This is a genomic window from Corynebacterium aurimucosum, from assembly GCF_046895345.1.
In the GTDB taxonomy this organism is placed as follows: Bacteria; Actinomycetota; Actinomycetes; order Mycobacteriales; family Mycobacteriaceae; genus Corynebacterium; species Corynebacterium aurimucosum_G.
Genome location: NZ_CP160096.1, coordinates 254,323 through 279,405, shown reverse-complemented (window position 1 = coordinate 279,405; position 25,083 = coordinate 254,323). Strand labels below are relative to the sequence as shown.

Here is a 25,083-nt window from a genome sequence, read left to right as displayed (position 1 = left end):
CTGACCGCGGTGGCGGCCAGGCGCGTGGTGGCCTGCTGGGGGCTTAGAGGCCGAGGGCGCGCTTGATGGTGTCGCGGACCTCCGGGGCGAGGTAGTTCAACAGACCGGCGATGACCGCGGTGGCGCCTGCGGCGCCGAAGAGGGCGCCGAGGATGGCGGGGAGGACGCTTCCGCGGCTCGAGCTGTTGCTCGAGTGGTCGCTCGAGTCGCTGGAGCCGTCGTGGTTAGAGCTGCTGCTGTCGCCATCGCTGGAGCCGTTGTCGGTGTTGTCGCCTTGGTTGCCGGCGGTGACTTCCACGACGCGGGAGGCCAAGGCCTGGTTGCCGGCGGAGTCCGTGACGGCGTAGGTGACGGAGTACACGCCCGGTTTGGCGGTGTCGATGTTGCCCACGACCTTCACCTTGTCGGTGAGGTCACCGTCCTTATCGTCCTTGGCGGTCACGCCCTCAAGCAGGTTGGCTTCAGCGCCCTTGGTGATGGTGAGCTTGTCGCTGGGGACGGTGAGCTCAGGGGCTTTGTTATCCTTCTCTTTTTCCTGCTCCTGCGCGGTGAAGACGCCGAACTGGCGCACGATGCCAGGCTTGGTGCCCTCCTTGGAGGAAGCATCCGCGGAGGTGGCGTACCAGCCATAGGCCTGGCCGGCCTTGACGTCCTTGTAGGTCACGCTGGCAGGCCAGCCGGACTTGGCGGTATCTTTGCCAATCTCCTTGCCGGTATCGGTCAGGGCGAGCATGGAGTTCGTCGCAAAGCTGGTCTTGCGGGTCTGGAACTGGATCGGAACGCGGAACTCATCCTCGTGGCCGTTGTAGCGCTGGCGGTCGTCGTACTCGGTGGCATTGTGGTCGTCGAGAAGCGGCGAATACGTATCCACGATCATCTCTGAATTCTTCAGATCGAATTGCAGGAGGCGCAGGTAGCTGGAGCCAAAGCGCAGGCCGGTGTCACCGTCATAGTCGCCGATCTCCGTCAGGCCCAGCTCATCGGAGCCGACCTCGTAGAACTGGTAATCCGCGAGAAGCTCCACCACGTGGTTGTTGGTGTGGCCAACGTCCTTGCGGGTGACAATGGATACGCCGTGCTCGTGGCCGGCCAGAACCAGGGCCACGTTGGGGTTCTTCTGGATGACGTTCTCATAGACCATCACGCCATCGTGGGAGAAGTCCGAGCCGCGGCCATCCGGGCTCGCGGAAGGCTTGAGGTAGGCGTGGGTGAGCAGGATGGCGTTGCGGTCGGAGTACTGCTTGAGCACCTTATCGGCCCAGGCTGCTTCCTCCTCAGTGACGTCATAGCCCAGGTGCAGGGCGATGAAATCCATGCCATTGGTGGAGAACAGGTCATAGTGGTTGTCGTTATCACCCTCAGCATAGGGGTGGTAGGAGGCATCCTGCTCAGCCCACTTACCCTTGCCCTGCTGGGCCTCGTAGCGTTCCGGACCAAAGTACTCGTTGTAGAGGTTGCCGGCACCGACATCCGCGCCGCTTTGGTTGTCGTGGTTGCCCGGCAGCACGCCGTTGACCACGCCGGCGTCCTCCAGAATCTTCTGGGCGTTGGAGGCTACCTCGAATTCCTTCTTGGCATTGGGGCGGTCATTGTCCTTGCCAATCCAGTTCTCAATGATGTCACCGGTGTGTGCGGAGTAGGCGATCTTGCGCTCGTCGGCGTTATCGGCAATCCATTGGGTGGCCGCGGTGTAGCTTTCTTCCCACTTCTTGCGCTCCTCGGCGGTGGCCTTTTCTACCGCGCCTTCGGAGAGGTACTGGGTATCGGTGTGGTGGGCGATGGAAAAGTCATAGTCGCTGGTGTCGGCGAACTGCTCGTTGACGGGCTCGTTGAGGTCATCGGCAAAGACGTCGTAGCCCACCAGCATGGTGTGGATGGTGTCACCGTCGACGAAATCTTGGTTGGCTTGCGCGCTGAGGCTTACTTGAGCGTCGGCCGCGCCGCGGGTTTCCGCGAGCTTCTCCCAGCTATTGGTTGTGGTGTTCCAGGCCATGAGGCGCACCGAGCGCTTGGGGTCCACGGTGCCGGACCAGGCGATGTCGTGGGTCTTCTTCTCAGCGTCCTTGAGCTTCAGGTCAAAGCGCTGGAAAGGCATGTGCTCCGTGGAGCTGGTCTCCTGAGCATCCTCGTTGTCCGGGTTGAGGGCCTTGTCGAAGTCCTCGCCGTCTTCATACTTAAAGTCCAGGCTCTCCGGGATATCCGTGAAGGTGCCTTGGAAGCCCTTCTCCGCTACAGCCACATCGGCTTCAGTGAAAGTGGTCTCCACTTCCCCACCGCTCGGGTTATCTGCGCGAGCGGAGATCGTGATGCCCTCGCCGCTCGGCGTGGAGTCGGTGCCGGCGGCCCCCGGGAGGTTGCCGGAGGTGAAATCGATGGCCTGCGAGATGGGGTTGCCAAAGACATCGCGGCCCTCGGCCTGGATGGAGTGGTTTCCTTCTTTGAGGCCGGCGCCGATTTCCTGCCCCGGCTCGATCTCCTCGCCGTCCAGGGTGTAGGTGAGCTCGCGGGAGATGAGGGCGTCGTCGTTGAATTGGACGTCGAAAGTCACCGGGCCCGTCAGGTGCTGGCCAGCGCTCGGGATGGAGCCGGTGATCTCAGCCTTCTTGTCGGTGCTCAGGTTGGAGTCCTCATAGAGGGCGGAAATCTCTTCTTCTCCCAGCGGATCGGAGAAGATGCGGGCTTCGCTCACGACGGCATCGGAGTAGAACTGGGCCACGTTATCCCGGCCGGAGTCCGCGCCGATCATCACGGCGGTGGAATTGGACTTGGGCTTGGTCACCTCACCGTTGATCTCGGTGTTCTCAGCCACCTTGGCGCCGTTGACAAAGAGCTCGCTCTTGGTGCCGTCATAGACGCCAACCGCGTGGTACCACTGGCCAGGCTCTACCTGCTGCTGAGCTTTCTTGTAGCCATCGCTGCCGTTGACGGTGAAGGTCAGCTGGTCGCCGTAGATGACCATGGCCCAGCCGCCGGCTTCCTTGTTGGCGCAGAGACTCTTTTCGTTGCCGTCGAACTCCCCGTCGTAGCGGAAGACGCATTCGACGGTGAAGCCGTCCTTGATCTGGTCAAACTTGTCCCCGATGTCGAAGCCGACGGCATCCTTGCGGCCGTCGAAGTGGGCCACGGGGCGTTCGAGCACGCTGTCTTGCTCCACGGTGGGCTCGCCGATCTTCAGCGGCTCGGCGTCGGAGGCGGAGTTGCTGATGACGCCGTTCTCAAAGGAGAGATCCAGGATGTCTGCCTGGGGCAGGTCCTGGGCAGAGGCGAGTGCGGGAGAGACGAGGCTGGAGCCAACGAGGCTGATAGAGGCAATGAGCGCGGCTTTATGCAGCGTTTTCTGAGACTTCTTTTGAGACACAAAAATTCCTTGACAGTTAACACACATGAAGAGACTTCCGCTGCGGGCAGGCATCAAGGGGCCTGGCGGCAGGCGGACCTGCCTGAGGTTAGGTGGCCGGTTTTAAGAAGAGTTGTCAGCTATGTAACGCTCAAGTGAATGGTGTTCAACTATCGGGTGACAGGCGTCTCCTGCTAGGCCGCGCCGTTGCGTGGGGCACTGCCCTGCTGGGCTGGTTACTGTCTGGGTGCTGGCTGGGTGCTGGCTAGCTGAGGAAGCCGAAGAGATCGGCGCTGCGCTGCGCTAGGCGCTCCAGGCGTGATTCGGTCATGGAGGCGATCTGGTCGATGATGGCGCGGTCCCGCTCCAGGTCGGTGTCGGCCTGCTTCCACCACAGGGCGAAGGTGGCGTCTAGCGAGCCCGGCGCGCCGGCCACCAGGTAGTCGTAGACGCGGTAGATGCGCTCGCGCTGGCGGTCCTGGCGGGCCAGGTGGGCGGGCTCATCCATGACGTAGAGCACGGCGATGGTCTTGAGCAGGGTTACCTCCGCCACCGCACCCGGTGGGACGGCGAGGTCGCCGTGCATGCGGCCAAGCGGGCCGGCGTTAGCTGCGAGCGTGGCGGAGACGGTAGCACCCACATAGCGGCCGACGAGCTCGGAGGTCATCTTCTTCAAGTTGGCATAAGAGCGCAGGGAGTAATCAAAGTTGCCGATGGCATTGATGACATCCAGCTGGCGCAGGCGGTCGGCGGCCTCAAGGAGCTCGTCGGCGGTACCGCCGAAGGCCTTGGCGCCCTTGTCCGCGAGGTTGGCCAGCTCCACCAGATCCCACAGCACGCCCAGCGAGATGCGGCGGGAGATGATGCCGTCTTCGACGTCATGGACGGAATAAGCGATATCATCCGACCAGTCCATGACTTGGGCTTCCATGGACTTGCGCTGATCGCTATGCCCCTGGCGCAACCACTCCAGCACGTCCGCGTCTTCGTCGTAGGCGCCGTACTTGCGGTTGGTCGTGCCATCCGGGTTGGTCTTGGTCCAGGGGTACTTGCACGCTGCATCAAGCGAGGCGCGGGTGAGGTTGAGGCCATAGCTGCGCGGGCCCGCCGGGGTATCCAGGACCACCTTGGGCTCCAGCTTGGTCAGGATGCGCAAGGTCTGGGCATTGCCCTCAAAGCCGCCGAGGGCCACCTCGTTAAGCGCGTTCTCGCCGTTGTGGCCGTAGGGCGGGTGGCCAATGTCATGCGTCAGACCCGCCATGTCGCACAAGTCCGGATCCAGGCCTAAGCCGGCGCCGATGCTGCGGGCAATCTGGCTGACCTCCAGAGAATGCGTGAGGCGGGTGCGCGGGGTATCGCCATCGCGCGGGCCCACCACTTGGGTCTTATCCGCCAGGCGGCGCAGGGCCGCGGAATGCAGGACGCGGGCGCGGTCCCGGGAGAAGGCGCCGCGGTGCTCCTCGCTTTTGAGCAAGGCCGAGCCTTTGGGAGTCTCGGAGGCAAGGCGGGCGACGTCTTCTGCACGATAGGAATAGCTCACAGTGTTCCAGCTTAGGCGGAGTCCTGGCCATCCTGGGGCTGCCTCGCGCCAATGACGCGGTGGCGCAGGGCCTGGTTGGGGCGGATGAGGCGCTCGATGCGGTAGAAGGCCGCGCGCACGCCTTCAGTGCGCTTCTCCCCTAGCAGGGTGCGCAGGCCCAGGTAGGCCAGGCCGCCGGTCTCGTGGGCCAGGTAGCGCCACCACGGGATGGAGAAACGCGGGGAAGGATAATAGGGCGTGCCCATAACGGTCGCGGTGACTCCTTCTTGGCGGGCGATGAGGAAGGTGCGCAGGCGGTGGAGCGGGTCGGTGATGATGACAGCCTCTGTTACGCCGAGCTTTTCGCGCGCAGCGACCAGTTCGCTGCGGGTGTCGAGGCCTTCTTCGAGGGCGGTGACGTTGAGGGGATCGTCATCAAGCAAGGCCCGTGCCACCCCGGCTTCGGTGAACCTATCGCCGGGCAGCTTCCCGCCGACGGTGATGATGGGCAGGTCGTGCGCGGCGGCGTACTCGGCGGCGAAACGCACGCGGCCGCTAAGGATGCGGGAGGGGCGCCCGTCGTATTGCGCAGCGCCCAGGACAATAACGTACTTCACTGCCTGTCCACTTTAGCGTTGGGTGGCAGGTATCGTGGTGCGCATGACTACTGCTGCTCGTTTTGGTCGCGCCGCCCTTGCTGCTCTTGTGTTGGGGTTGGCCACTGCTAGCCCCGCTATGGCTGCGGATTTCGTTCTTGCCGCGCCGGAGGCGGCCTCGCTCACGGATAAGGTGACGGATGAGGCGGGGGTGCTCTCGGATTCGGAAAAGGCCGAGTTGGAGGACAAGATTAGCGCACTGCAGCAGGAGCACCACGTGGTCATTTTCGTGGTCTTTGCCTCCTCGCTGCCGGAGGGCGCGGAGAGCTATGCGGACAGCATTGTGAAGTCTAAGGGCCCGAATTCTGCGGCCTATGTGGTGGGCGTGGATGATTCCACCGTGGGCGTGCAGACGGGTAAAGAGTGGCCGCGCGGGCGTCTGGACGCGATGTATGACGCGGCCTATGCCAAGCTTGCCGACGGTCACCAGTACGGCCCCTCTGCCCTCGCGCTTGTCGACGCTGCCGCGTCCGGTTCTTCGGGGTCCTCTTCTTCCGGCTCGGCTGGTTCCTCCGATTCTGATGGCTCTGGTGGCCTGTGGTTGGCGGGCGGCGCGGGTGCGCTGGCTCTTGCCGGTGGTGGCGCCGTGGTGGCGAGCCGGCGCAAGACCAAGAAGGACTCGGCGGCCACACTCGAATCCGCGCGCCAGATTGAGCCGGGTAATACCGCGCAGCTCGACCGCTTGGATATGGCGACTTTGGAGAAGCTGGCCCAAGAGGAATTGGTCTCCACGGATGAATCGATCCGCCGCGGCAAGGAGGAGCTGGATATTGCGGTGGCCGAGTTCGGTCCTGAGCGCACCCGCCCATTCACGCGCGCGATGAACCACTCCACGCTGACGTTGCAGAAGGCTTTCCAGTTGCAGCAGAAGCTGCAGGACAACCTGCCGGAATCGACGGCGGAGCGCCGCCAAATGTTGGTGGAGATTATCTCCTCCTGCGGGCAGGCCGATGATGCGCTGGATGAGCAGGCTGCCGACTTTGCCAAGATGCGTGATTTGCTCATTAACGCCGGCTCCAAGCTTGATGAGCTGACTCAGCGCACGGTGGACTTGCGCGGTCGTCTGCCGCAAGCGCGCACGACGCTATCCACTCTCAGCGGCTCTTATTCCGAGGAGGTGTTGTCCTCCATCGCGGATAACCCGGAGATGGCGGAGGTCTCGCTCACCGAGGCCGAGAAGCTGCTCGACCGCGGCCGTTCCTTGCAAGCTCAGCCCGCCGGCCAGCAGGGCCCCTTGGTGGGCTATATTCGCGATGCCGAACATGCGCTGGAGGTCTCCGACCGCCTGCTCAACGCTGTGGAGAATGCGGAGAATTCGATCACGGCGGCACGCGATAACCTGCCGGCGCTCATCGATGAGGTCGAGGAAGAAATCGCAGAGGCCCAGCATCTTGAGCAGCGTGGCAAGGCCCAGGGCTCGGATGCTGATTGGGCAGCTTTGGAGCAGGTGCTAGTCCGCGCGCGGGAGGCATTGAGCTCGGCACGCCAGCAAGGCAAGGTCGACCCGCTGGGTCAGTACACTGCGCTCACGGCGATTGATAGTGAGCTCGATGAGCAGCTGGACACCGTCCGCGAAACCAACGCCACTCGCGAGCGCCAGATTGCGCTCTACCGCCAGCAGATTGCCGCGGCCGAATCCGCCATTCAGGCGGCTGAAGACTTGCTTTCCTCGCGTGGTCGCGTGGTGGGCCCGGATGCGCGCGTGGCGCTTGCCGATGCCACCCGCCTCTTCGCCCAAGCCCAGAACTCTGCGTCCAAGGATCTGCGCGCGGCACTCAACTATTCCCGCGATGCGGCCGCTGCCGCGCAGACCTCGCTCAATCGCGCAAAGGCGGACTTGGAGGCTTATCGCCGCCAGGAGCAGCGCCGCCAGGCCACTGATGCTGCAGGCAACATTCTGACCGGCATGGTTATCGGCCAGATTCTCGGCGGTGGGAGCTCCCGCGGCGGCGGCTTCGGTGGAGGCTTCGGTGGCGGCTTCTCCGGTGGTGGCGGTTTCGGCGGCGGTGGCTTCTCGGGCGGCGGCGGTGGAGGCGGCTTCCGCGGCGGCGCCTTCTAGCCGCCCTCTCCGCTGCGCCTCTTCCTCGTCTTCTCCCCTTTTCCGCCGGCGGCTACCCCAGCCGCCCTCCTACTTCTCTCCTGCCCTGCGCCTAGCCCTCGAAACCCGCGGCCCACACGCGGTATCTCGCAATTCGGGCGGTCCCGCATGGCATCTCACGAAAGGCAGGCGCCGCATTTCGCACAAGGCGCCTTGCAAAAGGCATCTTCTAGAAGGCGTTTCCACAGCCAAAACGCCTTTTACACCCTCCACATGGCGTTTTAGCCCCAAAGACGCCTTTTGGCAGATGCCATTTGTCAGATACCTTCTGCCGGATTTCCTGTACACACATCGGGCGAGTGAACCCCGCCTCGGTAGTCGGTCGAGCAGATCCTCGGATACGGGGTGGCGCAAATGCATGTTAGGCGTAAACAGGTCATCAACATGGTTCTAGTCACAAGGCTGCTCTCAAAAGGTTGCAGTCAAACGGTTTACTTGGGGGCAAGTAAACCTTCTGCACCGAGCTAGATGGTTCGTTTGGGGGCAAACAAACCTTATGACTGCAACCGTCTGACTAGAACCCTCTATTGGCGCCGAGCGAGGGTACTAGAAGAGCTCCTCGTTGAGAACAAACCCCACTGCCCACATGGCCGCGGTTCTGGTTATATCACGGAAGGTGGGTTAGGTGCGTAGGGGGCGGGTGGGGCCGTCGAGAAGCAGGCAACAGTAGCTGGTGAAGACGGCGTCGGTGAGAGGGAGCTCGCCCACCGCGACTTCGAGGCCGCGGCCCCGCGGGGTGGTGCGGGCGACCTCGGTGGTGGCGCCCGACGTGGCGGAGCATGCGATAGCGAGGATGCGGCGCTGCCGGCGGAAGGGGTTGGTGCGCTCAAGCAGGTACTCGCGGCCCTGACAGAGCGCGCGGAGCTTGTTTACTGTAAAGCTGGCCTGCTCCGCAGAAAAGTCGGCCCCACGCACTGCGAAGCGGCGCGCGCCCGGGGTGTGCTCGAAGGCGATGGTGGTGCCCGTATCTGACAGCAGCAAGCCGGTCGGGGTCACGCGGGCGATGACCTCGCCAGCGCCATCCACCAGCGCCTCGTCGCGCCACACCCAGCGCTGCATCAGAGAAGCACCGTAATGATGGCGACGATGGTCATGAGCAGCAGCGTCGCGATGATCGGAATCGCAGTCTTCTGCGTCCGCGCCTCCAAAATGACACGCGTAAACCAGCTCAGGGCAGCAATCTCCGAGTGGCTGAGGTCATCGGAGTCATCGCTGTCCTCGCCCTCAAATTCGAGGATGGCCTTGCGCACACCGGAGTTCTTCGAGGAAAATTGCGCGATTTTAAGGCCGTCGTGGTCTTCAACAATCCAGTCGCCACCAGCCTCGTTGATGAAGGCAAAGGTGCGCCCATCTAGCGAGGCCTCCAAACGTTTGTCGCGCTTGGGGTTGCCGGCCAGGCGGTAGACGCGGTCATCCTCCAAGGTCACCGACGCGCCCAGGTCATCGAGGCCCAAGCGCCAGTGCTCGCCTTCCACATCCGCCGAGCGCTCCTGGAACATGCCCAACGACGCCGGCCCCTCCCCCACGAGGAGGACCGGGTTCTTGCGGTCGCTGCGGTCCCAGCTGGTGTAATGCATTAGCAGCCAACCAGGCGGGCGGCCAGGTAAGCCTCAAGCTCATCGAGCTTGACGCGCTCCTGCTCCATGGAGTCACGCTCACGCACGGTGACCGCATTGTCCTCGAGGGTGTCGAAGTCATAGGTCACACAGAAAGGCGTGCCGATCTCATCCTGGCGGCGGTAGCGGCGGCCGATGGCACCAGAAACATCGAACTCGACGTTCCAGTTGGCACGCAGCTTGTTGGCCAGCTCGCGGGCCGGGGTGGACAGCTCTTCCTTCTTGGACAGCGGCAGCACGGCCACCTTGACCGGAGCCAGTCGGCGGTCCAGACGCAGCACCACGCGCTTATCGGTGCCGCCCTTGGCGTTCGGGGCCTCCTCCTCGTCATAAGCATCGATGAGGAAGGCCATCATGGCGCGGCCCAGGCCGGCGGCCGGCTCAATGACGTACGGGGTCCAGCGCTCGCCTGCCTCCTGGTCAAAGTAGGACAGGTCCTCGCCCGAGCCCTTGGTGTGCACGGAGAGGTCGTAGTCCGTACGGTTGGCCACGCCCTCCAGCTCACCCCACTTGGAGCCCTTGAAGTTGTAGGCGTACTCCACGTCCACAGTGCGCTTGGAGTAGTGGGAAAGCTTCTCCTGCGGGTGCTCGTAGAGGCGCAGGTTCTCCTTCTTGATACCGAGGTCGATGTACCAGTTGAAGCGGTCATCGATCCAGTACTGGTGCCACTCTTCGTCCTCACCCGGCTTGACGAAGAACTCCATCTCCATCTGCTCAAACTCACGGGTGCGGAAGATGAAGTTACCCGGGGTGATCTCGTTACGGAAGGACTTACCGATATTCGCGATGCCGAACGGCGGCTTCATGCGCGCCGAGGTCATCACGTTCTTGAAGTTCACAAAGATGCCCTGCGCGGTCTCCGGGCGCAGGTAGTGCAGACCCTGCTCATCATCGACCGGGCCTAGGAAGGTCTTAAGCAGGCCAGAGAAAGCCTTCGGCTCGGTCCAGTCACCCGGCTGGCCAGTCTCCGGATCGTTGATATCCGCAAGGCCATTTGCCGGCTCGTGGCCGTGCTTTTCCTCATAAGCCTCAATCAGGTGGTCGGCGCGGTAGCGCTTACCGGTGTGCTTGGACTCCACCAGCGGGTCGGTGAAGACCTCAACGTGGCCGGAAGAAACCCACACCTGGCGCGGCTGGATCACAGAAGTATCGACACCCACGACGTCATCGCGGGACTGCACCATGTGGCGCCACCACTGGCGCTTGATGTTCTCCTTGAGCTCCACACCCAAGGGGCCGTAGTCCCACGCAGAGCGGGAACCGCCATAAATTTCACCTGCCTGGTAGACCAAGCCGCGGCGCTTACACAGGCTGACGACGGTATCGATGACGGATGCCATAGCTAATGGGACTCCTCTGGTAGGGGACAGTCTTTATACAGTGCGGCCTAGTCTAGCGTGCCCCTTAGCGCCGCGTGCCTTCACCCCGGAAGTGTGGTGCATTTTATACACATTTCCGTATTCTTCAGTTATAGTGCCCATAGCTCTCTTTTTAACTCTCCACCGATAGAAATGACTGAAGGTGAACGGCGTGACCAACACCCAGACTGACACTCCTCCCCTCGATCTGGCGGCGGCTGCCTCCGTCATTAGCGCTTTGGATTCACCGTTGCGCATCGACATCATCCAGCGCCTAGCCGAGCGCGATCACTACGTTCACGAACTAGTCTCCGCGACCGGCAAATCGCAGCCGCTTATTAGCCAGCACCTGCGGGTTTTGAAGCGCGCGAACATCGTCGACAGCGAGCGCACCGGCCGCGAGGTCCGCTACTCTTTGGTAGCCCCTAAGGTGCTGCCTTTGCTTCGCGACGCCTCACTGGCCACCTCTTAATGGAAGTGTATTGATAAACTAAGCCCCATGGCCATCCACGACAGTATCCCCAAGCTCGGCGCTCGCAATACACGCCAGCGCACCGCCGTCGTTGAGGTCCTGCGCAGTCTCGACAAGTTCGTCTCTGCCAAGGACATTCACCAGGCGCTTCTCGACGGCGACCAGAAAGTCGGCCTCACCACCGTCTACCGCACGCTCCAATCACTCTCGGAGATTGAAGCCGTCGACGCGCTCCACATGCCCTCCGGCGAAACCCTCTACCGCCACTGCGAAAGTGACGCGCACCACCATCACTTGGTGTGCACCAAGTGCGGCCGCACCGAGGAAATCGATGGTGGACCCATCGAGCAGTGGGCCTCCTCCGTTGCCAAGGAGCATGGTTTCGAGCTCACCGGCCACGATGCCGAAATCTTCGGCATCTGCGCCGAGTGCCGCGCCTGAGGCCTTAATCTCAAGCGCCTAACACTGCCGCGTCAGGCAGGCCACGAGGATGCGCGCTACTTGACGCCGCCGAAGCGGCGGTCACGCCGCGCGTACTCCTCCACCGCGGAAAACAAGTCTTCCGGAGTGAAATCCGGGAAGAGCTTGTCCTGGTAAATCATCTCTGCGTAAGCCGACTGCCACAGCAGGAAGTTCGAGGTGCGCTTCTCGCCTGAGGGGCGCAAGAACAAATCCACGTCCGGCATATCGGGGTCATACATCACCGAGCTCACCGTCTTTTCATTGATGGAGCGCGGGTCGAGCTCGCCGCGGGATACTTGCTCGGCGAGTTCGCGGATTCCGTCGACAAGCTCAGCACGCCCGCCGTAATTCACACACATCACCAGGGTCATCTTGGTGTTGTCCTTGGTGAGCTCCTCGGCAGCCTCAAGCTCCTTGATAACAGAGCGCCACAGGCGCGGGCGGCGGCCGGCCCACACCACGCGCACTCCCCTTTCGTTGAGCCAGTGTCGCTGGCGGCGCAGCACGTCGCGGTTAAAGCCCATGAGGAAGCGGACTTCCTCCGCGCTGCGGCGCCAATTCTCGGTGGAGAAGGCATAGGCGGAAAGGTAGGGAACGCCGAGGGAGAGGCAGGCATCGACGACGTCGAGAAGCACTGCTTCTCCCCGACGGTGCCCTTCGGTGCGCTTCATGCCGCGCTCCTCCGCCCAGCGGCCGTTGCCGTCCATGACCAACGCGATGTGACGCGGCAGGAACTCCTGCGGGATAGCGGGCGGATTCAGGACTCGGTTCGGGTCAGGCGTAATCACGGATTACAGTCTACTGTTCCATGATCCCCAGCGCGCCAACGCTTCGCTCAAGATGCCATTGCAGGTGCGCTCTGGTGAGGCGATGGGCTTCTTGGGCTTGGGCATTCGTCGGCTGGCTGGGGTGGCCATGGGCTATGAGCCACATGTGGTGCAGGGTTTCCGGGTCCACCTCCGCGGCCCCTGGCGGGCGACATTGGTGGCAGGCGGCGCCGCCCACGGCCGGGTGGAAGGCGTGGTGCGGGCCGGGCCTTTGGCACTGGGCGCAATCGAAAAGGCTGGGTGCCCAGCCGGCGTGGGACATGGCTTTTAACAGGAAGGCGTCGAGAAGCATGAGCGGATCGCCGTGCTGGAGTTTGTCCAGGACTTCGACACAAGCCTCGTAGAGGTAGGGATCGCCGGGGGCATCAGCGGCGGCGAGGCGCTCGGCGGATTCGAGGGCAGCACACGCGGCGGTATAGCGCTCGTAGTCCTCGATGATGTGCGCGCCGAAGTAGTCCACGGTATCGGCTTGGGAAATGGTGTAGAGGTTGCGCCCGGGGTAGAGCTGCACGTCGAGGTTGACAAAAAGCTGCAGGCGCGAGCCAAAGCGCGATTTGGCGCGGCGAACACCCTTGGCCACCCCGCGCACGAGGCCGTGGTGGCGGGTCAAGAGCACGATGATGCGGTCCGCCTCGCCGAAATCATAAGAGCGGATGACAAGGGCGCGGTCGCGGAAATTCTCCCGCATTCAGAGGATCTCCTGCTTCTAAAAGCCCAGGCGGCCCAGCGCCTTCGGGTCCGACTGCCAATTCTTGAGCACCTTAATACGCAGGTCAAGGTAGACGTTTTGGCCAAGCAGCTGGATGATTTCCTTGCGGGCGGTGCCCACGATGCGGCGGAAGCGGCGGCCATCCTTGCCCTCGATGATGCGCTTCTGGCCGGGGCGCTCCAGGTAGAGGATGGCATGGACGTTGAGTACGTCCGGGCGTTCCTGGCTGGGCAGAATCTCATCGACCTCGACGGCGACCGAGTGCGGAAGCTCGTATTTGAGGCCGGAAAGGGCGGCTTCGCGGATCAGCTCGGCGATGCGCTTGGATTGGTCCTCGTCGGTGACATGGTCGTCCGGGTAAAACTTGGGGCCTTCGGGCAGGTGGTCCACGATGACCTGGGTCAGCTCATCCAGCTGCACGCGCTCGGTGGCGGAGACTGGAATGACCACGGCATCGGGGTTCTCTTCGGCGAGCAGCTCGTGCAGGGCAAGCAGCTGGGCGCCAACCTGGTCCTTGGACGCTTTATCCAGCTTGGTGACGATGCCGATGATGGGAGTCTTCGGTGCGACCTTGCGGACGTTCTCCAAGATCCAGCGATCGCCTGGGCCAATCTTCTCATCCGCGGGGATGGTCAAGCCGATGACGTCGACGTCCGCGTAGGTGTCTTTGACGACTTCGTTGAGGCGCTCACCAAGCAGAGTGCGCGGGCGGTGCAGACCGGGCGTATCGACGAGAACGATCTGCGCGTCCTCACGGTGCACCAGGCCGCGGATGGGGTGGCGGGTGGTTTCCGGCTGGTCGGCGGTGATGGCGATCTTCTGCCCCACCAGGGCGTTGGTCAGGGTGGACTTGCCGGTGTTGGGGCGGCCGACGAAGGACACGAAGCCGGAGCGGAAGCCCTCGGGCGTGTCGGTGTATTGCGAGTAGTCAGCGGCGTTGGCTTCGCCCTCGGCCGGCAGGTCCGCGAAGGCGGCATCGAAATCAGTGCTCATATCGCCTCATATCATAACGCACGAGCTGCCGAGTCCCGTTCTTGTTGTATCGCTCTGCTCGGGCTCTCGCCGTGCGGCCCGCAAAACTTCCTGCCGATGCGCCGGCAGATGGTCCTTCCAGTTTGGTCCTTCTATTCTGGTCCCTTCTCTGCACAAAGGGACCATCTAACGGCTGTTTTCGCGTACCAAATGGTCCCTTTGCTGTTCGAAGGGACCAGACTAGGGGGACCTTCTGTGCTTCTGCGGAGTTTATCTGGTCTGCAGAGGGTTCGGGTCAGAAGGTGTCTGTCAGAAGGCGTCTGTCAAAGGGCGTCTTTGGTGGTAAAAACGCCATCTGGATGCCGCAAAAGGCGTTTTCAGGCGTGAAAACGCCTTTTGACAGATGCCCTCTGCGGGATGCCATTTGCGGGGCCGCGGCAAGCACACGAAGCTGCCGAGACGTGAAAGCTAGAGCTCCTCGACATGGAATTGCAGCTGCGGGTGAGCAAAGGCGTCCTGGGACTCGATGAGCAAAAGCTCCTGCGAATCCGCCTCGTAGGTGGTGTGCAGAAGATCGTAGACCGAAGATGCAGTGCGCTTGAGCGCTTCCTTCGCATCGTGGGTTTCCACGTAGTGGCCCGTGAAGAGCGAGGCCGTGACATCACCCGAACCGTTGCGCTTGAACGGCAGCTTGGGGGTGGACACCAGGAAGGCGCGCTCGCCATCAACAGCAAGCATCTCGATCTCGTCCTCACTGGTCTCCGGGCGCTGCACCGAGGTCACCAGCACGGTCTTCGGACCGATCTCCTGCGCGCGCTTGACCGCGGCGAGCGTTTGCTCCAAGGTGCCTACCTCAGAGTCTGTCAGGTACCCCAGCTCGAACTGGTTCGGGGTGATGATGTCCGCGACTGGAACGACCTTATCGCGCAGCAGCGGCGGGATTTCATCCGAGACAAAGCAGCCGGACTTAGCATTGCCCATCACCGGGTCACAGGCATACAGGGCATTCGGGTTGACCGCCTTGATGCGGTTCACCGCGTCCACGATGGCACCGGCAATATCCGGCCCGCCCTGGTAGCCGGACAAAATGGCATCAATGCGCGGGAAAGCACCGCGCTTTTCAATGCCGTCCACAATCGCCGTGACCTCTTCCGCCGGGATCATCGGCCCGCCCCAATCGCCATAACCGGTGTGGTTAGAGAAGTTCACCGTGTGGATAGGCCATACCTCATGGCCAGCACGCTGGAGGGGAAAGACGGCTGCGGAATTACCCACGTGGCCGAAGGTGACATGGGACTGAATGGAGAGGATGTTCATAATCCTCTATTGTGCTACGTCCCACCACACACCTCAACGATTGGCCTCATTTAGCAAACACGCTGTCTTAGCGCGGCCGTGTCAGGCGCGGCACCAAGCCCGCGCCGGGCCACTTTAGATGCCGCCGCCGGGTACTTCCTTGTCCAGCTCGGCGCGCTCGGCGGCATCTGGGAAGGCCTTCGGGCCCGAAGGCTTGGGCTGGTAGCTCACGCCGCGTGCTGCCAGGTCCTCGTACCAGTCCGCCAGCAGCTCATTCTGCAGGCCGAACATTTCCTTCTCCTCTGCCGCGGTGGTGTGGTCATAACCCAACAGGTGCAGGCAACCATGCACGGTCAGCAGAGCCAACTCGTGCCCCAGGGAGTGGCCGGCCGCGGTGGCTTGGCGCTGGGCAAATTCCGGGCAGAGCACGATATCACCCAGCATGGCCGGTCCGGCCTCAGCGGCATCGGGGCGGCCTGCGGTAGCGCCCGGAGTGAGCTCATCCATGGGGAAGCTCATCACGTCCGTCGGGCCTTCCAGGTCCATCCAGCGCACGTGCAAGTCCGCGATGGTATCCAGATCCACCGCGGTAATCGTGCACTCGGCATCCGGGTTAACGTCGAGGCGGCCGAGGGCGTAGGAGCAGACGTCGATCAGCATCTCCTCGTTCACGCCGTCATAACCGGACTCATTAATAAACTCGATGCTCATTTCTTCTCCTCCTGCTCAGCAAAGTTATCGTAGGCTTCCACGATGCGCCCGACCAGCTGATGGCGCACCACATCGGCAGAGCCCAGCTCCGCGAAGTGAATATCCGGAACGCCCTTGAGAATCCGCCGCACCAGACGCAGGCCGGAGACCTGGCCACCAGGCAGATCCACCTGGGAAATATCGCCGGTCACCACAATGGTGGAGCCAAAGCCCAAACGCGTCAGGAACATCTTCATCTGCGCCGGCGTAGTGTTTTGGGCCTCGTCGAGGATGACGAAGGCATCGTTGAGCGTGCGGCCGCGCATATAAGCCAGGGGCGCGACCTCAATGATGCCGGCTTCCATGAGTTTCGGAATCATCTCCGGATCAATCATGTCCCGCAAAGCGTCGTAGAGCGGGCGCAGGTAGGGGTCAATCTTGTCGTTGAGCGTGCCAGGCAGAAAGCCCAGCTTCTCTCCCGCTTCCACGGCCGGGCGGGTCAAGATAATGCGGCTGACCTGCTTGGCGCGCAGGGCCTGCACGGCCTTGGCCACCGCCAGGTAGGTCTTTCCTGTACCGGCCGGACCAATGCCGAAGACAATCGTGTTCTCATCAATCGCCTGCACATAGCGCGATTGACCCACCGTCTTCGGGCGCACAGCCTTGCCGCGGCGCGAGACGATATCCGCCGCGAGCGTCTCAGACACGGATGCCGGGGCATCCACCGTGACCAGGTCCAGGGTGTGTTTCACGGTATCCGTGCTCACCGGATGGCCGCGGCGCGCGATGGCCTCGAGCTCTTCCAAGACCTTGCGGGCGCGGGCAACCTCATAGTCGGGCCCAGCGGCCGTGACTGTGGTCCCGCGAGCGAAGAGATCCACGCCCACAAGGTTGCCCAAAACGCGCAGGTTATCGTCCGCCGGCCCCAGCACGGTGGCGAGGTAGGCGGAATCGAGATCAAACTTGGTGGTGATAATAGGCACGCTAAGAAGGCTACCAGCGCCCGGTCAAGGTGCCGATGCTGGCCAAGGCCACCATGCTTGCCGACGCCGTCCGCAGCACCTCCGGCCCCAACTTGATCGCCGTCGCACCGGCCTCCTGCAAGCGGGCTAGTTCCTCCGCGCCGATGCCGCCCTCCGGCCCCACCAGCAGGTAGATGGTTCCGGCGGAGTCGAGATCCTCCAGGTCCTTAAGCCGCACTTGAGCTTCCTCGTGGAGGACCAAGGCGCGTGCACCCGAAATCTCCTGGCACAGCTGGCGGGTAGTCAGCGGGCCGCGCACCGCGGGTACGCGCACTCGGCGCGATTGCTTCGCCGCCGCCACGGCTGCAGATTCCCACTTCGCTAGCGCCTTCGGGGCCTTCTTGGCATCCCACTTGGACACGCAGCGATCCGCCTGCCAGGCGATGATCTCATCCGCCCCGGCCTGGGTAGCCAGGTCGACGGCGAGTTCGGCGCGCTCCGACTTGGGGATAGCCTGGACCACGACCACCCTCGGGGAGGGTTCGGGGGTGATCACGAGGTCGTCGACAAGCGCGGCCAGCGTATCCTTGCCCTGCGTATCGGTGATGGTGGCGGTGGCGCGGCGCCCGGACCCATCAATCAGGACCAGGTGCTCCCCTGGTCCCATGCGCTTGACGGTGACCGCGTGGCGGCCCTCCGCGCCATCGAGGCCCACGGGCTGGCCGACCTCGGCGAGGGACAGGTCCGGGTGGAGGAAGACGGGCAGAGACATTAGCGGCGGAACTTGCCTCGGAGGCGGGTAAAGAGGGATTCGCCCTGGTTGTCACCGGCGCGGTGCACCTCGGTGCCTCCGTGGCCGGCGGCGCGGACCTTTTCGAGGGCCTCGCGGGTCTTCTTATCCAGGTCCGTCGGGATCACCACATCCACGTGAGCGTGGAGGTTGCCGAATCCGTCGGTGCGCAGGCGCGGCATGCCCTTGCCCTGGAGGGTGATGGACTCGCCCGGCTGGGTGCCCGGCGCGATATCAATGGTGAGCTCTTCGCCGTCGAGCTGCTCGACGGTGCAGGAAGAGCCCAAAGCTGCATCCACCATGGGCACGCGAACGGTCAGGTGCAGGTCGTCGGCGTTGCGCTCGAAAACCGGGTGAGGTTCGGTGTGTACCTCAACGTACAGGTCGCCAGCGGGGCCGCCGCCGTGGCCGACCTCGCCTTGGGAAGCCATGCGGATGCGCATGCCATCACCAATGCCGGCGGGGATGTTCACAGTAATATCGCGGCGCTTGCGCACGCGGCCATCGCCGCCGCAGTGGCCGCAGGGATCGGTGACTACTTCGCCGAAGCCATAGCACTTCGGGCAATCGCGGGTAGTCATCATGTTGCCCAACATGCTGCGCTGGACCTCCTGAACCTGGCCCATGCCGCCACAGTGATCACAGGTCACCGGCTTGGACTTGGACTCAGAACCAGAGCCCTCACAACGGTCACAGACCACGGCGGTATCGACCTTGACCTGCTGCTTCACGCCGCTATAAGCCTCTTCGAGAGTAATGGTGGTGCGCAGGAGCGCATCATCGCCCGGCTGCACGCGGGAACGCGGGCCGCGGGAGGCCGCTCCCCCGCCGAAGAACTCGGCGAAGATATCCCCGAGGCCGCCGCCACCGAAGCCCCCAAAGCCGCCGCCCTGGGCCGCGCGCTCCTCCATGGGGTCACCACCCATGTCCACAACCTGGCGCTTCTGCGGATCGAGCAGAACCTCCTGTGCAAGGGAAGCCTCGCGGAACTTCTCCGCGGCCTCCTCATCGCCCGGGTTCACATCCGGGTGGTACTTGCGTGCCAGCTTGCGGTAGGCCTTCTTAATCTCGGCGTCGGAGGCCGACTTTTCTACACCAAGAATGCCGTAGTAGTCACGAGCCACGTACTGTCATCCTTCTATATCTCGTTGATACTAAATCTAATCCGACGGGCCAGCTTACTCGCCCGCCAAAATTTCACTCACATAGCGTGCAACGGCGGAAACCTTGGAGATTGTTCCCGAGTAATCCATATACGTCGGACCCACCACACCTAACCCGCCAAGTGCTGCGGCCTCCGAGCCTGTGCCGAATCCATAGCGCGTGGCCACGACGGAGGTTTGGCGCAGCTCATCGGCTTCGTTTTCCTCGCCGATAGAGACCGATACGTTGCCTAAGTCCGGCACGCGGGCCAGCAATTTCAGCACCACGACCTGCTCTTCAAGAGCCTCGATGATAGAGGGCAAACCCTCGGGCAGGGCCACCCGGGTGAGGTTGGAGGTGCCCGCCATGATCAGGCGATCGGAGGGCTGCTCCACGAGGGTCTCAATCAAAGTCGTCGCGGCCTTGAGAAGATGGGGGCGGATATCGGCCGGGGAGTCGTCGACAAGCGCGGCCAGCTCCACCGAGGCTTCCGTGAGCGTCTTGCCCTCCAGGGCGGTGTTGAGGATATCGCGCAGGCGGTGGGTCTGCTCGGGGTCGATGACATCATCGAGCTCCACATTGCGCTGATCGACGCGCCCGTTATCCGTAATGAGCACCAAGAGCAGACGCACCGGTGATAATGCCACGACCTCGCAGTGCTTCACGCGGGAGACCTTGAGGTTCGGCAGCTGTACGACGGCCGCTTGCTTGGTTACCTGGGCCAGCAGCTGAACAGAGCGGCGCAGCACGTCCTCCAAATCCACGCCGCCCTCGAGGAAGGTGAGCATGGCGCGGCGCTCGGCTTTGGACAGCGGCTTGACGTCGTGGAGCGTGTCGACGAACTGGCGGTAGCCCTTCTGCGTGGGCACGCGCCCGGAGCTGGCGTGTTCTTGAGCGATGAGGCCCTCGGCTTCGAGCACGGCCATGTCATTGCGAATCGTCGCCGAGGACACACCCAACCGGTAGCGCTCGAGCAGGGCCTTGGAGCCGACGGGTGATTGCGAGGCGATGTAGTCCGCGACGATGACGCGCAGGACCTCTTGGCGGCGGGCATCGGTGGAGCTAGACATGTTTTTAAGGCTATCCGTTCTGGCGGGCAAGTGTGGAAGCTGGTGCCAATCTTCCTAGGCGCGCTGGCAGTCCGCCACAACTTCCGGGTGGTTCCATAATGTGCTTCTAGAAGGGTTCATCATGCGCTTCCAGGTGGCTTGAAAGCTGATGGTCCCTTTAGTCTGGTCTCTTTTGAGAGCAAAGAGACCATCTGCGGGCGCATTTCCTATGATAGATGGTCCCTTTTCGCCGTAAAGGGACCAAACTAGAGGGGCCAATTAGCAAAGACTAACCGTATCGAGAGCGACTAACAGGTTTCACGACGTGGAGAGAGAAACTAACACCGACTAACACCGCTATCAAACTTCCCGGCGACACGAGAAGAACTAACAAATTCCCGGCGGGCTAACTCAAAAGTCACTATGTCTCCTCGGCAGCTAGCGGGCCATGTACTCGACGAAATGGCCTAGTGGGCGGTGTCTTCAGCGACGAGGAGATCGGTGATGATGCCATCCGCGAGCAAGCGACCAGCCTTGGTCACGCGAAGGCGGTCACCAGCACGCTCGAGCAGGCCTCGCTCGATGAACCGCGCGGCCACGGGCTCAGCCGCCGGCGCGAGCCAGGACGCAGGGATGCCCTCACGCAGGCGCAGCCCCAGCATAATGCGCTCGGTATGGCGGTCCGCCTCCGTGAGCTGCTCGCGCTCCTTGATGGGCAGCTCCCCCTCGCCTACCGCCTTGATGTAGGTCCGCGGGTTTTTCACGTTGTAGAAGCGCTCGTTGCCTAAGTGCGAATGCGCGCCCGGGCCCGCGCCCCACCAGTTGCCGTCCACCCAGTAGATGCGGTTGTGCTGGCACTCCCCGCCCGGCTTGGCCCAGTTGGACACCTCATACCACTCGAAACCTTCGGCCTCGAGCGTGGAAGAGATCATCTCATAGCGCCGGGCCAGCACATCCTCATCCGGTGCGGGCAGGAGGCCCTTGGACACCTTGCGAGCCATGCGCGTGCCATCTTCCACGATGAGCGAATATGCGCTGATGTGGTCCACCCCGGTCTCTAAGGCGCGCTCCAAGGTCAGGGCAACGTCAGCATCTTCTTCTGTCGGCGTGCCATAGATCATGTCGAGGTTGACGTGTTCAAAGCCCGCAGCGATGGCTTCGCGCGCGGCATCGAAGGCGCGGCCCGGCGTGTGGGCTCGCTCCAATACGGCGAGCACCCCCGGCGAGGCGGATTGCATGCCCAGGGAGAGGCGGGTGAAGCCGGCGTCGAGAAGCCCGGCGAAGTACTCCGGCGACGTGGATTCCGGGTTGGATTCTGTGGTGACCTCCGCGCCCGGGGCGAGGCCAAAGGTATCGCGGACCTTCGATAGGACCCGGCCCAGGCCCTCAGCACCCAGCAGACTCGGCGTACCGCCACCGATAAAAACGGTCTCGGCTTCGCGGCCCACCTGCGCTGCCGCCATCTCCAGCTCTTTCTCCAGAGCATCCACATAATCACTGGTCAGGTCCCCTCCCAGCTCGCCGGGGGTGTAGGTGTTGAAGTCGCAGTATCCGCAGCGCGAAGCACAGAAAGGAACGTGAATGTAGAGACCAAAGGGATCCATGGGGAACAAAATATCCGACAGCGTCGTTAAAGCGGTAGTCTATAGTGCAGATTTGCCACCCCGATTAGTGAAGAAAGGCCTCTTTTAAGTGGAACCTCCGAGTCGATGTCCCCGCCGCCTACGTAAGGCGGTGGGGTAAGCCGTGTTATCTGCCATCCTGATGATTGTGGCGGGTTTCGCCGTCATCGCTCTCATTATCGTGGCCAACGCCTACTTCGTGGCGCAGGAATTCGCCTTCATGTCGGTGGACCGCACGCAGCTGCGCCAGCGCGCCGCGACGGGGGATAAGCCAGCGGAGCGCGCACTCAAGATCACCCAAAAGACCTCCTTCATGCTCTCCGGCGCGCAGCTGGGTATCACGATCACGGGCCTGCTCATTGGTTATGTGGCCGAGCCCCTCGTAGGCCAAGGTTTGGGCCAGCTGCTCGGCGGAGTGGGCGTGCCCACGGGCGTGTCTGTCGCCATCGGCACGGTGACAGCGCTGGCGGTGTCGACGGTTCTCACGATGCTCTTCGCCGAGCTCTTCCCGAAGAACTACACCATCGCCGCCCCCATGAAGTCAGCGCTGTGGTTGTCCGCATCCACGATGTGGTACCTCAAGATTTTCGGCTGGCTCATCCACTTCTTTGAGTATTCCTCCAATGCCCTGCTCAAGGTCTTCGGTATCGAGCCGGTGGAGGATGTCGATTCTTCTGCCACCACCGATGACCTGGAGTCCATCGTGGATGCCTCCCACGAGGCCGGCGACTTGGATGAGGACACCTACCTGGTCCTCGACCGTCTCCTCGACTTCCCCGAGCACGATGTGGAACACGCCATGATTCCGCGCTCGCGCGTGGATGTCATCGAGCCGGAGACCACCATCGGCGAGGTGCGCGAGATGATGTCGGAGAACCACACGCGCTACCCCATCATCGATGATGAGCACAATCCCATCGGCGTGGTGCACCTCTATGACGTGCTGGGTACCGAACTGCCCCCGGCCACCCCGGCCCGCGAAATCATGAAGGAACCCGTGGTGGTTCCGGAGCTCATGCCGCTTCCCGACGTCGTCACGGAGCTTCGCGATGCCGACGAGAAACTCGCCTGCGTCATCGACGAATACGGCGGCTTCGTCGGGATTGTGACCATGGAGGACTTGGCCGAGGAGATCCTCGGCGATGTCACCGACGAGCACGACCTCGAAGAGACCGAGGAAATCACCGAGCAGGACGACACCCACTGGATCGTCGACGGAGACACGCCCATCGACGAGGTCGAGCGCGCCATCGGACACGACCTGCCGGAGGGCGATTTCGAAACCGTCGCCGGCCTGCTCATCGCCCACTCCGGCACGTTGCCGGACGAGGGCGAAGAACTCTCCATCGAGCTCGAGGCCGAACCTGAAGATTGGGTCGACGGTGACGAAGCCCCCATCCGCACGCTCAACGTGCGCGTCGAAGAAATCGACCGCCACGTACCCTCTGTCCTGGCACTCGAGCTGGTGGAGGAATTTCCGGAAGGAGAGGATGACTAATGACTGATACCTGGTGGTTTAACCTCCTCATCACTCTGCTCATCATTGCCGCTTCCGCATTCTTCGTGGTCATCGAGTTCTCCCTTATGGGGGCGCGCCGCAACCGCTTGGAGGAGACTGCGGAATCCTCGGCGGCCTCACGTGCGGGCCTGCGCTCGCTTAATGAGCTGACCGTCATGCTGGCCGGCGCCCAGCTGGGCATTACCGCCGCAACCTTCGTCCTGGGTGCGGTGACCAAGCCGTGGGTCCATCACCTGCTGATGGGCCCACTGGAGGCCCTTGGCCTGCCGCTGGGAGTTGCTGACGTCATCTCCTTCCTGCTGGCCCTTTTCGTCGTGACCTTCCTACACCTGGTCATCGGTGAGATGGCGCCGAAGTCCTGGGCCATTGCCCACCCAGAGACTGCCCTTCAGCTCATCGCGGTGCCCGCCCGCGGCTTCATCTGGCTCTTCCGTCCGCTGCTCCTCTGGATCAACAAGATGGCCAACAAGCTGGTGACAATAGCCGGCGAGGAACCCGTCGACCGCGCCGGTGCGGCCGGCTATGACGCGGAAACCCTGCGCCACCTGGTCGAACACTCGCGTCTGACGGGCACGCTTGACGACGACTCCGCCAACCAGATCACCGGCGTCATCGAACTGGAAGCCGCCACCGCCGCCCAGTTGGCCCGCGAGCACGGCTCGGAAATCCTGCCGCTATCCTCCGATGCCACCGTGGCTGAGCTTCATGACCTCGTGGTGCGCAAGTCCATCATGCGCGTGCTGGTCTACCCGCGTACTTCGCGCATCCCGCGCATCGTCCACGTGCGCGATACCCTGCTCGCGGACCCGGAAACCCCGGTGCTGGACTTCTCCCGTCCCGCGCTGGCGGTGGGCTCCTCCTCCACCGTGCAAAAGACGCTGGACCAGATGCGCGCCCGCAACGAACAGCTCGTCATGGTGGGCAAGCCCACCAAAGACAAGACCGTGTGGATCCTCACCTGGGATGACATCATGGGCCAGCTGTGGCCGCAGATTACGGAGCAGCTGGACCAAGCCGCGCCGGCCGCCAAGAACCCGGGGGCCTAGCGCGTACGCGCTAGGCGTGGCACACAAAGCGACAATAAGCGCCACGCAAAGCTAGGCGTGGCGCACACAGCAACGAAAAGCGCCGCCGAGAGAGGGAATCTCGGCGGCGCTCTTCTTAGGTAATCCTTGTGTGTTGGCAACAAGGAAGTCTGTGGTGCGGCGACTATGCGGTCGTCGCGGCCTTCTTCTGGCGCTTGGCGCGCACACGGGCAACGACGGCGTCGATACGCGCGCGCTCTTCTAAGAAGGGCGGCGGGTTATGCCCGCGCATGGTGCGCACGTAGGCGGGGTGCGCCTCAACGACGGTGTGGCGCCAGGCCTGCACGGCGATGAGTGAGGATTCACCCGCGCGCTTGTACAGGTTCGGCAGGGAGACAACATCGAGGTTGCGAGCCACCGCGTCGGTTTGCGCCAGCACGTACTCGACCAGCTCGCGCAGATAGGCGGCTACTGCGGCGGTGCGGCCACGCAGGGTTTCTGCCAGCTCCGAGACCACAACGGGCGGGCCGGAGATGGGCAAGCCCTCAGCCAACGCGCGGGCGGTAAGCTGCTTCGGCTCCTCCACATCATTGTCACCGGAGGAGGCAGCGGAAATGGTGCCGGACTTCAGGCCGGAGACCAGCGCGTGACGCAAGCCGATGAGCTCGCCGACACAACGCCCGGAATCCACGCGGGCGTCTTCGACGATATCCCCCAGCTCGGCTAGGCAGTCGAGGGCGAGTTCATCATCCCAGTCCTCGATGGCCTCGATGAGGTGCTCGATGTAGTCAACGACTTCATCGCCGATGTTATAGATTTCTTGGGTCAGCTCACGGTGGCGCAGCTCGGCTGCGATCTTGTGCATAGGCTGCCCTTTCCATGAGAACCTCTAGTTGAGGTTTAGAGTTTTTCTGACCCCGCTGACTCTATTAGAGATCCTCCCATTCGGCTGCGCGACACT

Annotated in this window: 22 protein-coding genes; 5 read left to right on the top strand and 17 right to left on the bottom strand. The window is 62.9% G+C overall.

Annotated features, from left to right (window positions below; translation table 11 throughout):
* Window positions 1-43 precede the first annotated feature (43 nt).
* The 3 genes from ABZS45_RS01460 to ABZS45_RS01450 form a co-directional block, all read right to left on the bottom strand.
* Complete coding sequence (locus ABZS45_RS01460; protein ID WP_412100347.1) at window positions 44-3,358, bottom strand: immunoglobulin-like domain-containing protein; 3,315 nt, start codon at window positions 3,356-3,358, stop codon at window positions 44-46.
* A 244-nt stretch (window positions 3,359-3,602) separates the two neighbouring features.
* Entirely contained in the window at window positions 3,603-4,877 is a 1,275-nt protein-coding gene (locus tag ABZS45_RS01455) for a deoxyguanosinetriphosphate triphosphohydrolase (protein WP_412100345.1), read from the bottom strand.
* Between the two features lie 11 nt (window positions 4,878-4,888).
* Window positions 4,889-5,473, bottom strand: a complete 585-nt coding sequence (locus ABZS45_RS01450; protein ID WP_412100344.1) for a YdcF family protein — start codon at window positions 5,471-5,473, stop codon at window positions 4,889-4,891.
* A 43-nt stretch (window positions 5,474-5,516) separates the two neighbouring features.
* Between ABZS45_RS01450 and ABZS45_RS01445 the strand changes: the two genes are divergently transcribed.
* Window positions 5,517-7,571 (top strand): TPM domain-containing protein, encoded by a 2,055-nt coding sequence (locus tag ABZS45_RS01445; RefSeq protein ID WP_412100343.1) that lies wholly within the window; start codon window positions 5,517-5,519, stop codon window positions 7,569-7,571.
* Window positions 7,572-8,231: 660 nt separating this feature from the next.
* Here the strand turns inward: ABZS45_RS01445 and ABZS45_RS01440 are convergent.
* Genes ABZS45_RS01440 through ABZS45_RS01430 form a run of 3 tightly spaced genes read right to left on the bottom strand, consistent with a single transcriptional unit; the run spans window position 8,232 to window position 10,566 of the window.
* Complete coding sequence (locus ABZS45_RS01440) at window positions 8,232-8,669, bottom strand: hypothetical protein (protein WP_412100341.1); 438 nt, start codon at window positions 8,667-8,669, stop codon at window positions 8,232-8,234.
* On the bottom strand, window positions 8,669-9,187 hold the full coding sequence (locus ABZS45_RS01435; RefSeq protein WP_412100340.1) for a hypothetical protein: 519 nt from the start codon (window positions 9,185-9,187) through the stop codon (window positions 8,669-8,671). Before ABZS45_RS01435 ends, ABZS45_RS01440 begins: the two co-directional genes overlap by 1 nt.
* A complete protein-coding gene (locus tag ABZS45_RS01430) occupies window positions 9,187-10,566 on the bottom strand; it encodes a glycine--tRNA ligase (RefSeq protein ID WP_010190757.1) in 1,380 nt (459 codons plus the stop codon). The genes ABZS45_RS01435 and ABZS45_RS01430 overlap by 1 nt, the downstream gene beginning before the upstream one ends.
* A 190-nt stretch (window positions 10,567-10,756) precedes the next feature.
* Here ABZS45_RS01430 and ABZS45_RS01425 point away from each other — a divergent pair, with 190 nt between their 5' ends.
* Together ABZS45_RS01425 and ABZS45_RS01420 are read left to right on the top strand one after the other, a co-directional pair.
* Window positions 10,757-11,056, top strand: a complete 300-nt coding sequence (locus ABZS45_RS01425) for an ArsR/SmtB family transcription factor (RefSeq protein ID WP_070446677.1) — start codon at window positions 10,757-10,759, stop codon at window positions 11,054-11,056.
* 27 nt (window positions 11,057-11,083) lie between these two features.
* Complete coding sequence (locus ABZS45_RS01420) at window positions 11,084-11,497, top strand: Fur family transcriptional regulator (RefSeq protein ID WP_412100339.1); 414 nt, start codon at window positions 11,084-11,086, stop codon at window positions 11,495-11,497.
* A 56-nt stretch (window positions 11,498-11,553) separates the two neighbouring features.
* On the opposite strand, the gene ABZS45_RS01415 is transcribed toward ABZS45_RS01420, so the two are convergent.
* The 10 genes from ABZS45_RS01415 to hemW all read right to left on the bottom strand — a co-directional run bounded on the left by ABZS45_RS01415 (window position 11,554) and on the right by hemW (window position 21,560).
* Window positions 11,554-12,306, bottom strand: coding sequence for an isoprenyl transferase (locus ABZS45_RS01415; protein ID WP_143334697.1), 753 nt, complete (start codon window positions 12,304-12,306; stop codon window positions 11,554-11,556).
* A 10-nt stretch (window positions 12,307-12,316) separates the two neighbouring features.
* Complete coding sequence (gene recO / locus ABZS45_RS01410; protein WP_412100337.1) at window positions 12,317-13,033, bottom strand: DNA repair protein RecO; 717 nt, start codon at window positions 13,031-13,033, stop codon at window positions 12,317-12,319.
* 18 nt (window positions 13,034-13,051) lie between these two features.
* On the bottom strand, window positions 13,052-14,047 hold the full coding sequence (gene era, locus ABZS45_RS01405) for a GTPase Era (protein ID WP_175973530.1): 996 nt from the start codon (window positions 14,045-14,047) through the stop codon (window positions 13,052-13,054).
* Between the two features lie 447 nt (window positions 14,048-14,494).
* Window positions 14,495-15,343: a pyridoxal kinase PdxY gene (gene pdxY, locus ABZS45_RS01400; RefSeq protein ID WP_412100336.1), complete on the bottom strand. Its 849-nt coding sequence runs from the start codon at window positions 15,341-15,343 to the stop codon at window positions 14,495-14,497.
* A gap of 114 nt (window positions 15,344-15,457) precedes the next feature.
* Entirely contained in the window at window positions 15,458-16,033 is a 576-nt protein-coding gene (gene ybeY, locus ABZS45_RS01395) for an rRNA maturation RNase YbeY (protein WP_412100335.1), read from the bottom strand.
* Window positions 16,030-16,995 carry a PhoH family protein gene (locus ABZS45_RS01390; RefSeq protein WP_412100334.1) on the bottom strand — a complete coding sequence of 322 codons (966 nt, stop codon included), beginning with the start codon at window positions 16,993-16,995 and terminating at the stop codon, window positions 16,030-16,032. The genes ybeY and ABZS45_RS01390 overlap by 4 nt, the downstream gene beginning before the upstream one ends.
* A gap of 10 nt (window positions 16,996-17,005) precedes the next feature.
* The gene (locus ABZS45_RS01385) at window positions 17,006-17,746 is read right to left on the bottom strand and encodes a 16S rRNA (uracil(1498)-N(3))-methyltransferase (RefSeq protein WP_412100333.1); all 741 of its coding nucleotides are present in this window, start codon (window positions 17,744-17,746) and stop codon (window positions 17,006-17,008) included.
* On the bottom strand, window positions 17,746-18,888 hold the full coding sequence (gene dnaJ / locus ABZS45_RS01380; protein ID WP_412100332.1) for a molecular chaperone DnaJ: 1,143 nt from the start codon (window positions 18,886-18,888) through the stop codon (window positions 17,746-17,748). The genes ABZS45_RS01385 and dnaJ overlap by 1 nt, the downstream gene beginning before the upstream one ends.
* A gap of 54 nt (window positions 18,889-18,942) precedes the next feature.
* Entirely contained in the window at window positions 18,943-19,977 is a 1,035-nt protein-coding gene (hrcA, locus tag ABZS45_RS01375) for a heat-inducible transcriptional repressor HrcA (protein ID WP_412100330.1), read from the bottom strand.
* Between the two features lie 446 nt (window positions 19,978-20,423).
* The gene (hemW, locus tag ABZS45_RS01370) at window positions 20,424-21,560 is read right to left on the bottom strand and encodes a radical SAM family heme chaperone HemW (RefSeq protein ID WP_412100328.1); all 1,137 of its coding nucleotides are present in this window, start codon (window positions 21,558-21,560) and stop codon (window positions 20,424-20,426) included.
* 142 nt (window positions 21,561-21,702) lie between these two features.
* Between hemW and ABZS45_RS01365 the strand changes: the two genes are divergently transcribed.
* Window positions 21,703-23,076 carry a hemolysin family protein gene (locus ABZS45_RS01365; RefSeq protein WP_412100327.1) on the top strand — a complete coding sequence of 458 codons (1,374 nt, stop codon included), beginning with the start codon at window positions 21,703-21,705 and terminating at the stop codon, window positions 23,074-23,076.
* Window positions 23,076-24,143 carry a CNNM domain-containing protein gene (locus ABZS45_RS01360; protein ID WP_412100326.1) on the top strand — a complete coding sequence of 356 codons (1,068 nt, stop codon included), beginning with the start codon at window positions 23,076-23,078 and terminating at the stop codon, window positions 24,141-24,143. The genes ABZS45_RS01365 and ABZS45_RS01360 overlap by 1 nt, the downstream gene beginning before the upstream one ends.
* Before the next feature lie 163 nt (window positions 24,144-24,306).
* Here ABZS45_RS01360 and ABZS45_RS01355 read toward each other — a convergent pair whose 3' ends face one another.
* Window positions 24,307-24,987 (bottom strand): hypothetical protein, encoded by a 681-nt coding sequence (locus ABZS45_RS01355; protein WP_070446689.1) that lies wholly within the window; start codon window positions 24,985-24,987, stop codon window positions 24,307-24,309.
* Window positions 24,988-25,083 lie beyond the last annotated feature (96 nt).

Bases quoted from the DNA above. Each gene is read 5' to 3' on its own strand.
- era (WP_175973530.1), bottom strand. From the start codon at position 14,047: ATGAGCACTGATTTCGATGCCGCCTTCGCGGACCTGCCGGCCGAGGGC.
- ABZS45_RS01430 (WP_010190757.1), bottom strand. From the start codon at position 10,566: ATGGCATCCGTCATCGATACCGTCGTCAGCCTGTGTAAGCGCCGCGGC.
- ABZS45_RS01435 (WP_412100340.1), bottom strand. From the start codon at position 9,187: ATGCATTACACCAGCTGGGACCGCAGCGACCGCAAGAACCCGGTCCTC.
- ABZS45_RS01385 (WP_412100333.1), bottom strand. From the start codon at position 17,746: ATGTCTCTGCCCGTCTTCCTCCACCCGGACCTGTCCCTCGCCGAGGTC.
- recO (WP_412100337.1), bottom strand. From the start codon at position 13,033: ATGCGGGAGAATTTCCGCGACCGCGCCCTTGTCATCCGCTCTTATGAT.
- ABZS45_RS01360 (WP_412100326.1), top strand. From the start codon at position 23,076: ATGACTGATACCTGGTGGTTTAACCTCCTCATCACTCTGCTCATCATT.
- pdxY (WP_412100336.1), bottom strand. From the start codon at position 15,343: ATGAACATCCTCTCCATTCAGTCCCATGTCACCTTCGGCCACGTGGGT.
- ABZS45_RS01445 (WP_412100343.1), top strand. From the start codon at position 5,517: ATGACTACTGCTGCTCGTTTTGGTCGCGCCGCCCTTGCTGCTCTTGTG.
- ABZS45_RS01440 (WP_412100341.1), bottom strand. From the start codon at position 8,669: ATGCAGCGCTGGGTGTGGCGCGACGAGGCGCTGGTGGATGGCGCTGGC.
- ybeY (WP_412100335.1), bottom strand. From the start codon at position 16,033: ATGAGCATCGAGTTTATTAATGAGTCCGGTTATGACGGCGTGAACGAG.
- ABZS45_RS01420 (WP_412100339.1), top strand. From the start codon at position 11,084: ATGGCCATCCACGACAGTATCCCCAAGCTCGGCGCTCGCAATACACGC.
- ABZS45_RS01355 (WP_070446689.1), bottom strand. From the start codon at position 24,987: ATGCACAAGATCGCAGCCGAGCTGCGCCACCGTGAGCTGACCCAAGAA.
- hemW (WP_412100328.1), bottom strand. From the start codon at position 21,560: ATGGATCCCTTTGGTCTCTACATTCACGTTCCTTTCTGTGCTTCGCGC.
- hrcA (WP_412100330.1), bottom strand. From the start codon at position 19,977: ATGTCTAGCTCCACCGATGCCCGCCGCCAAGAGGTCCTGCGCGTCATC.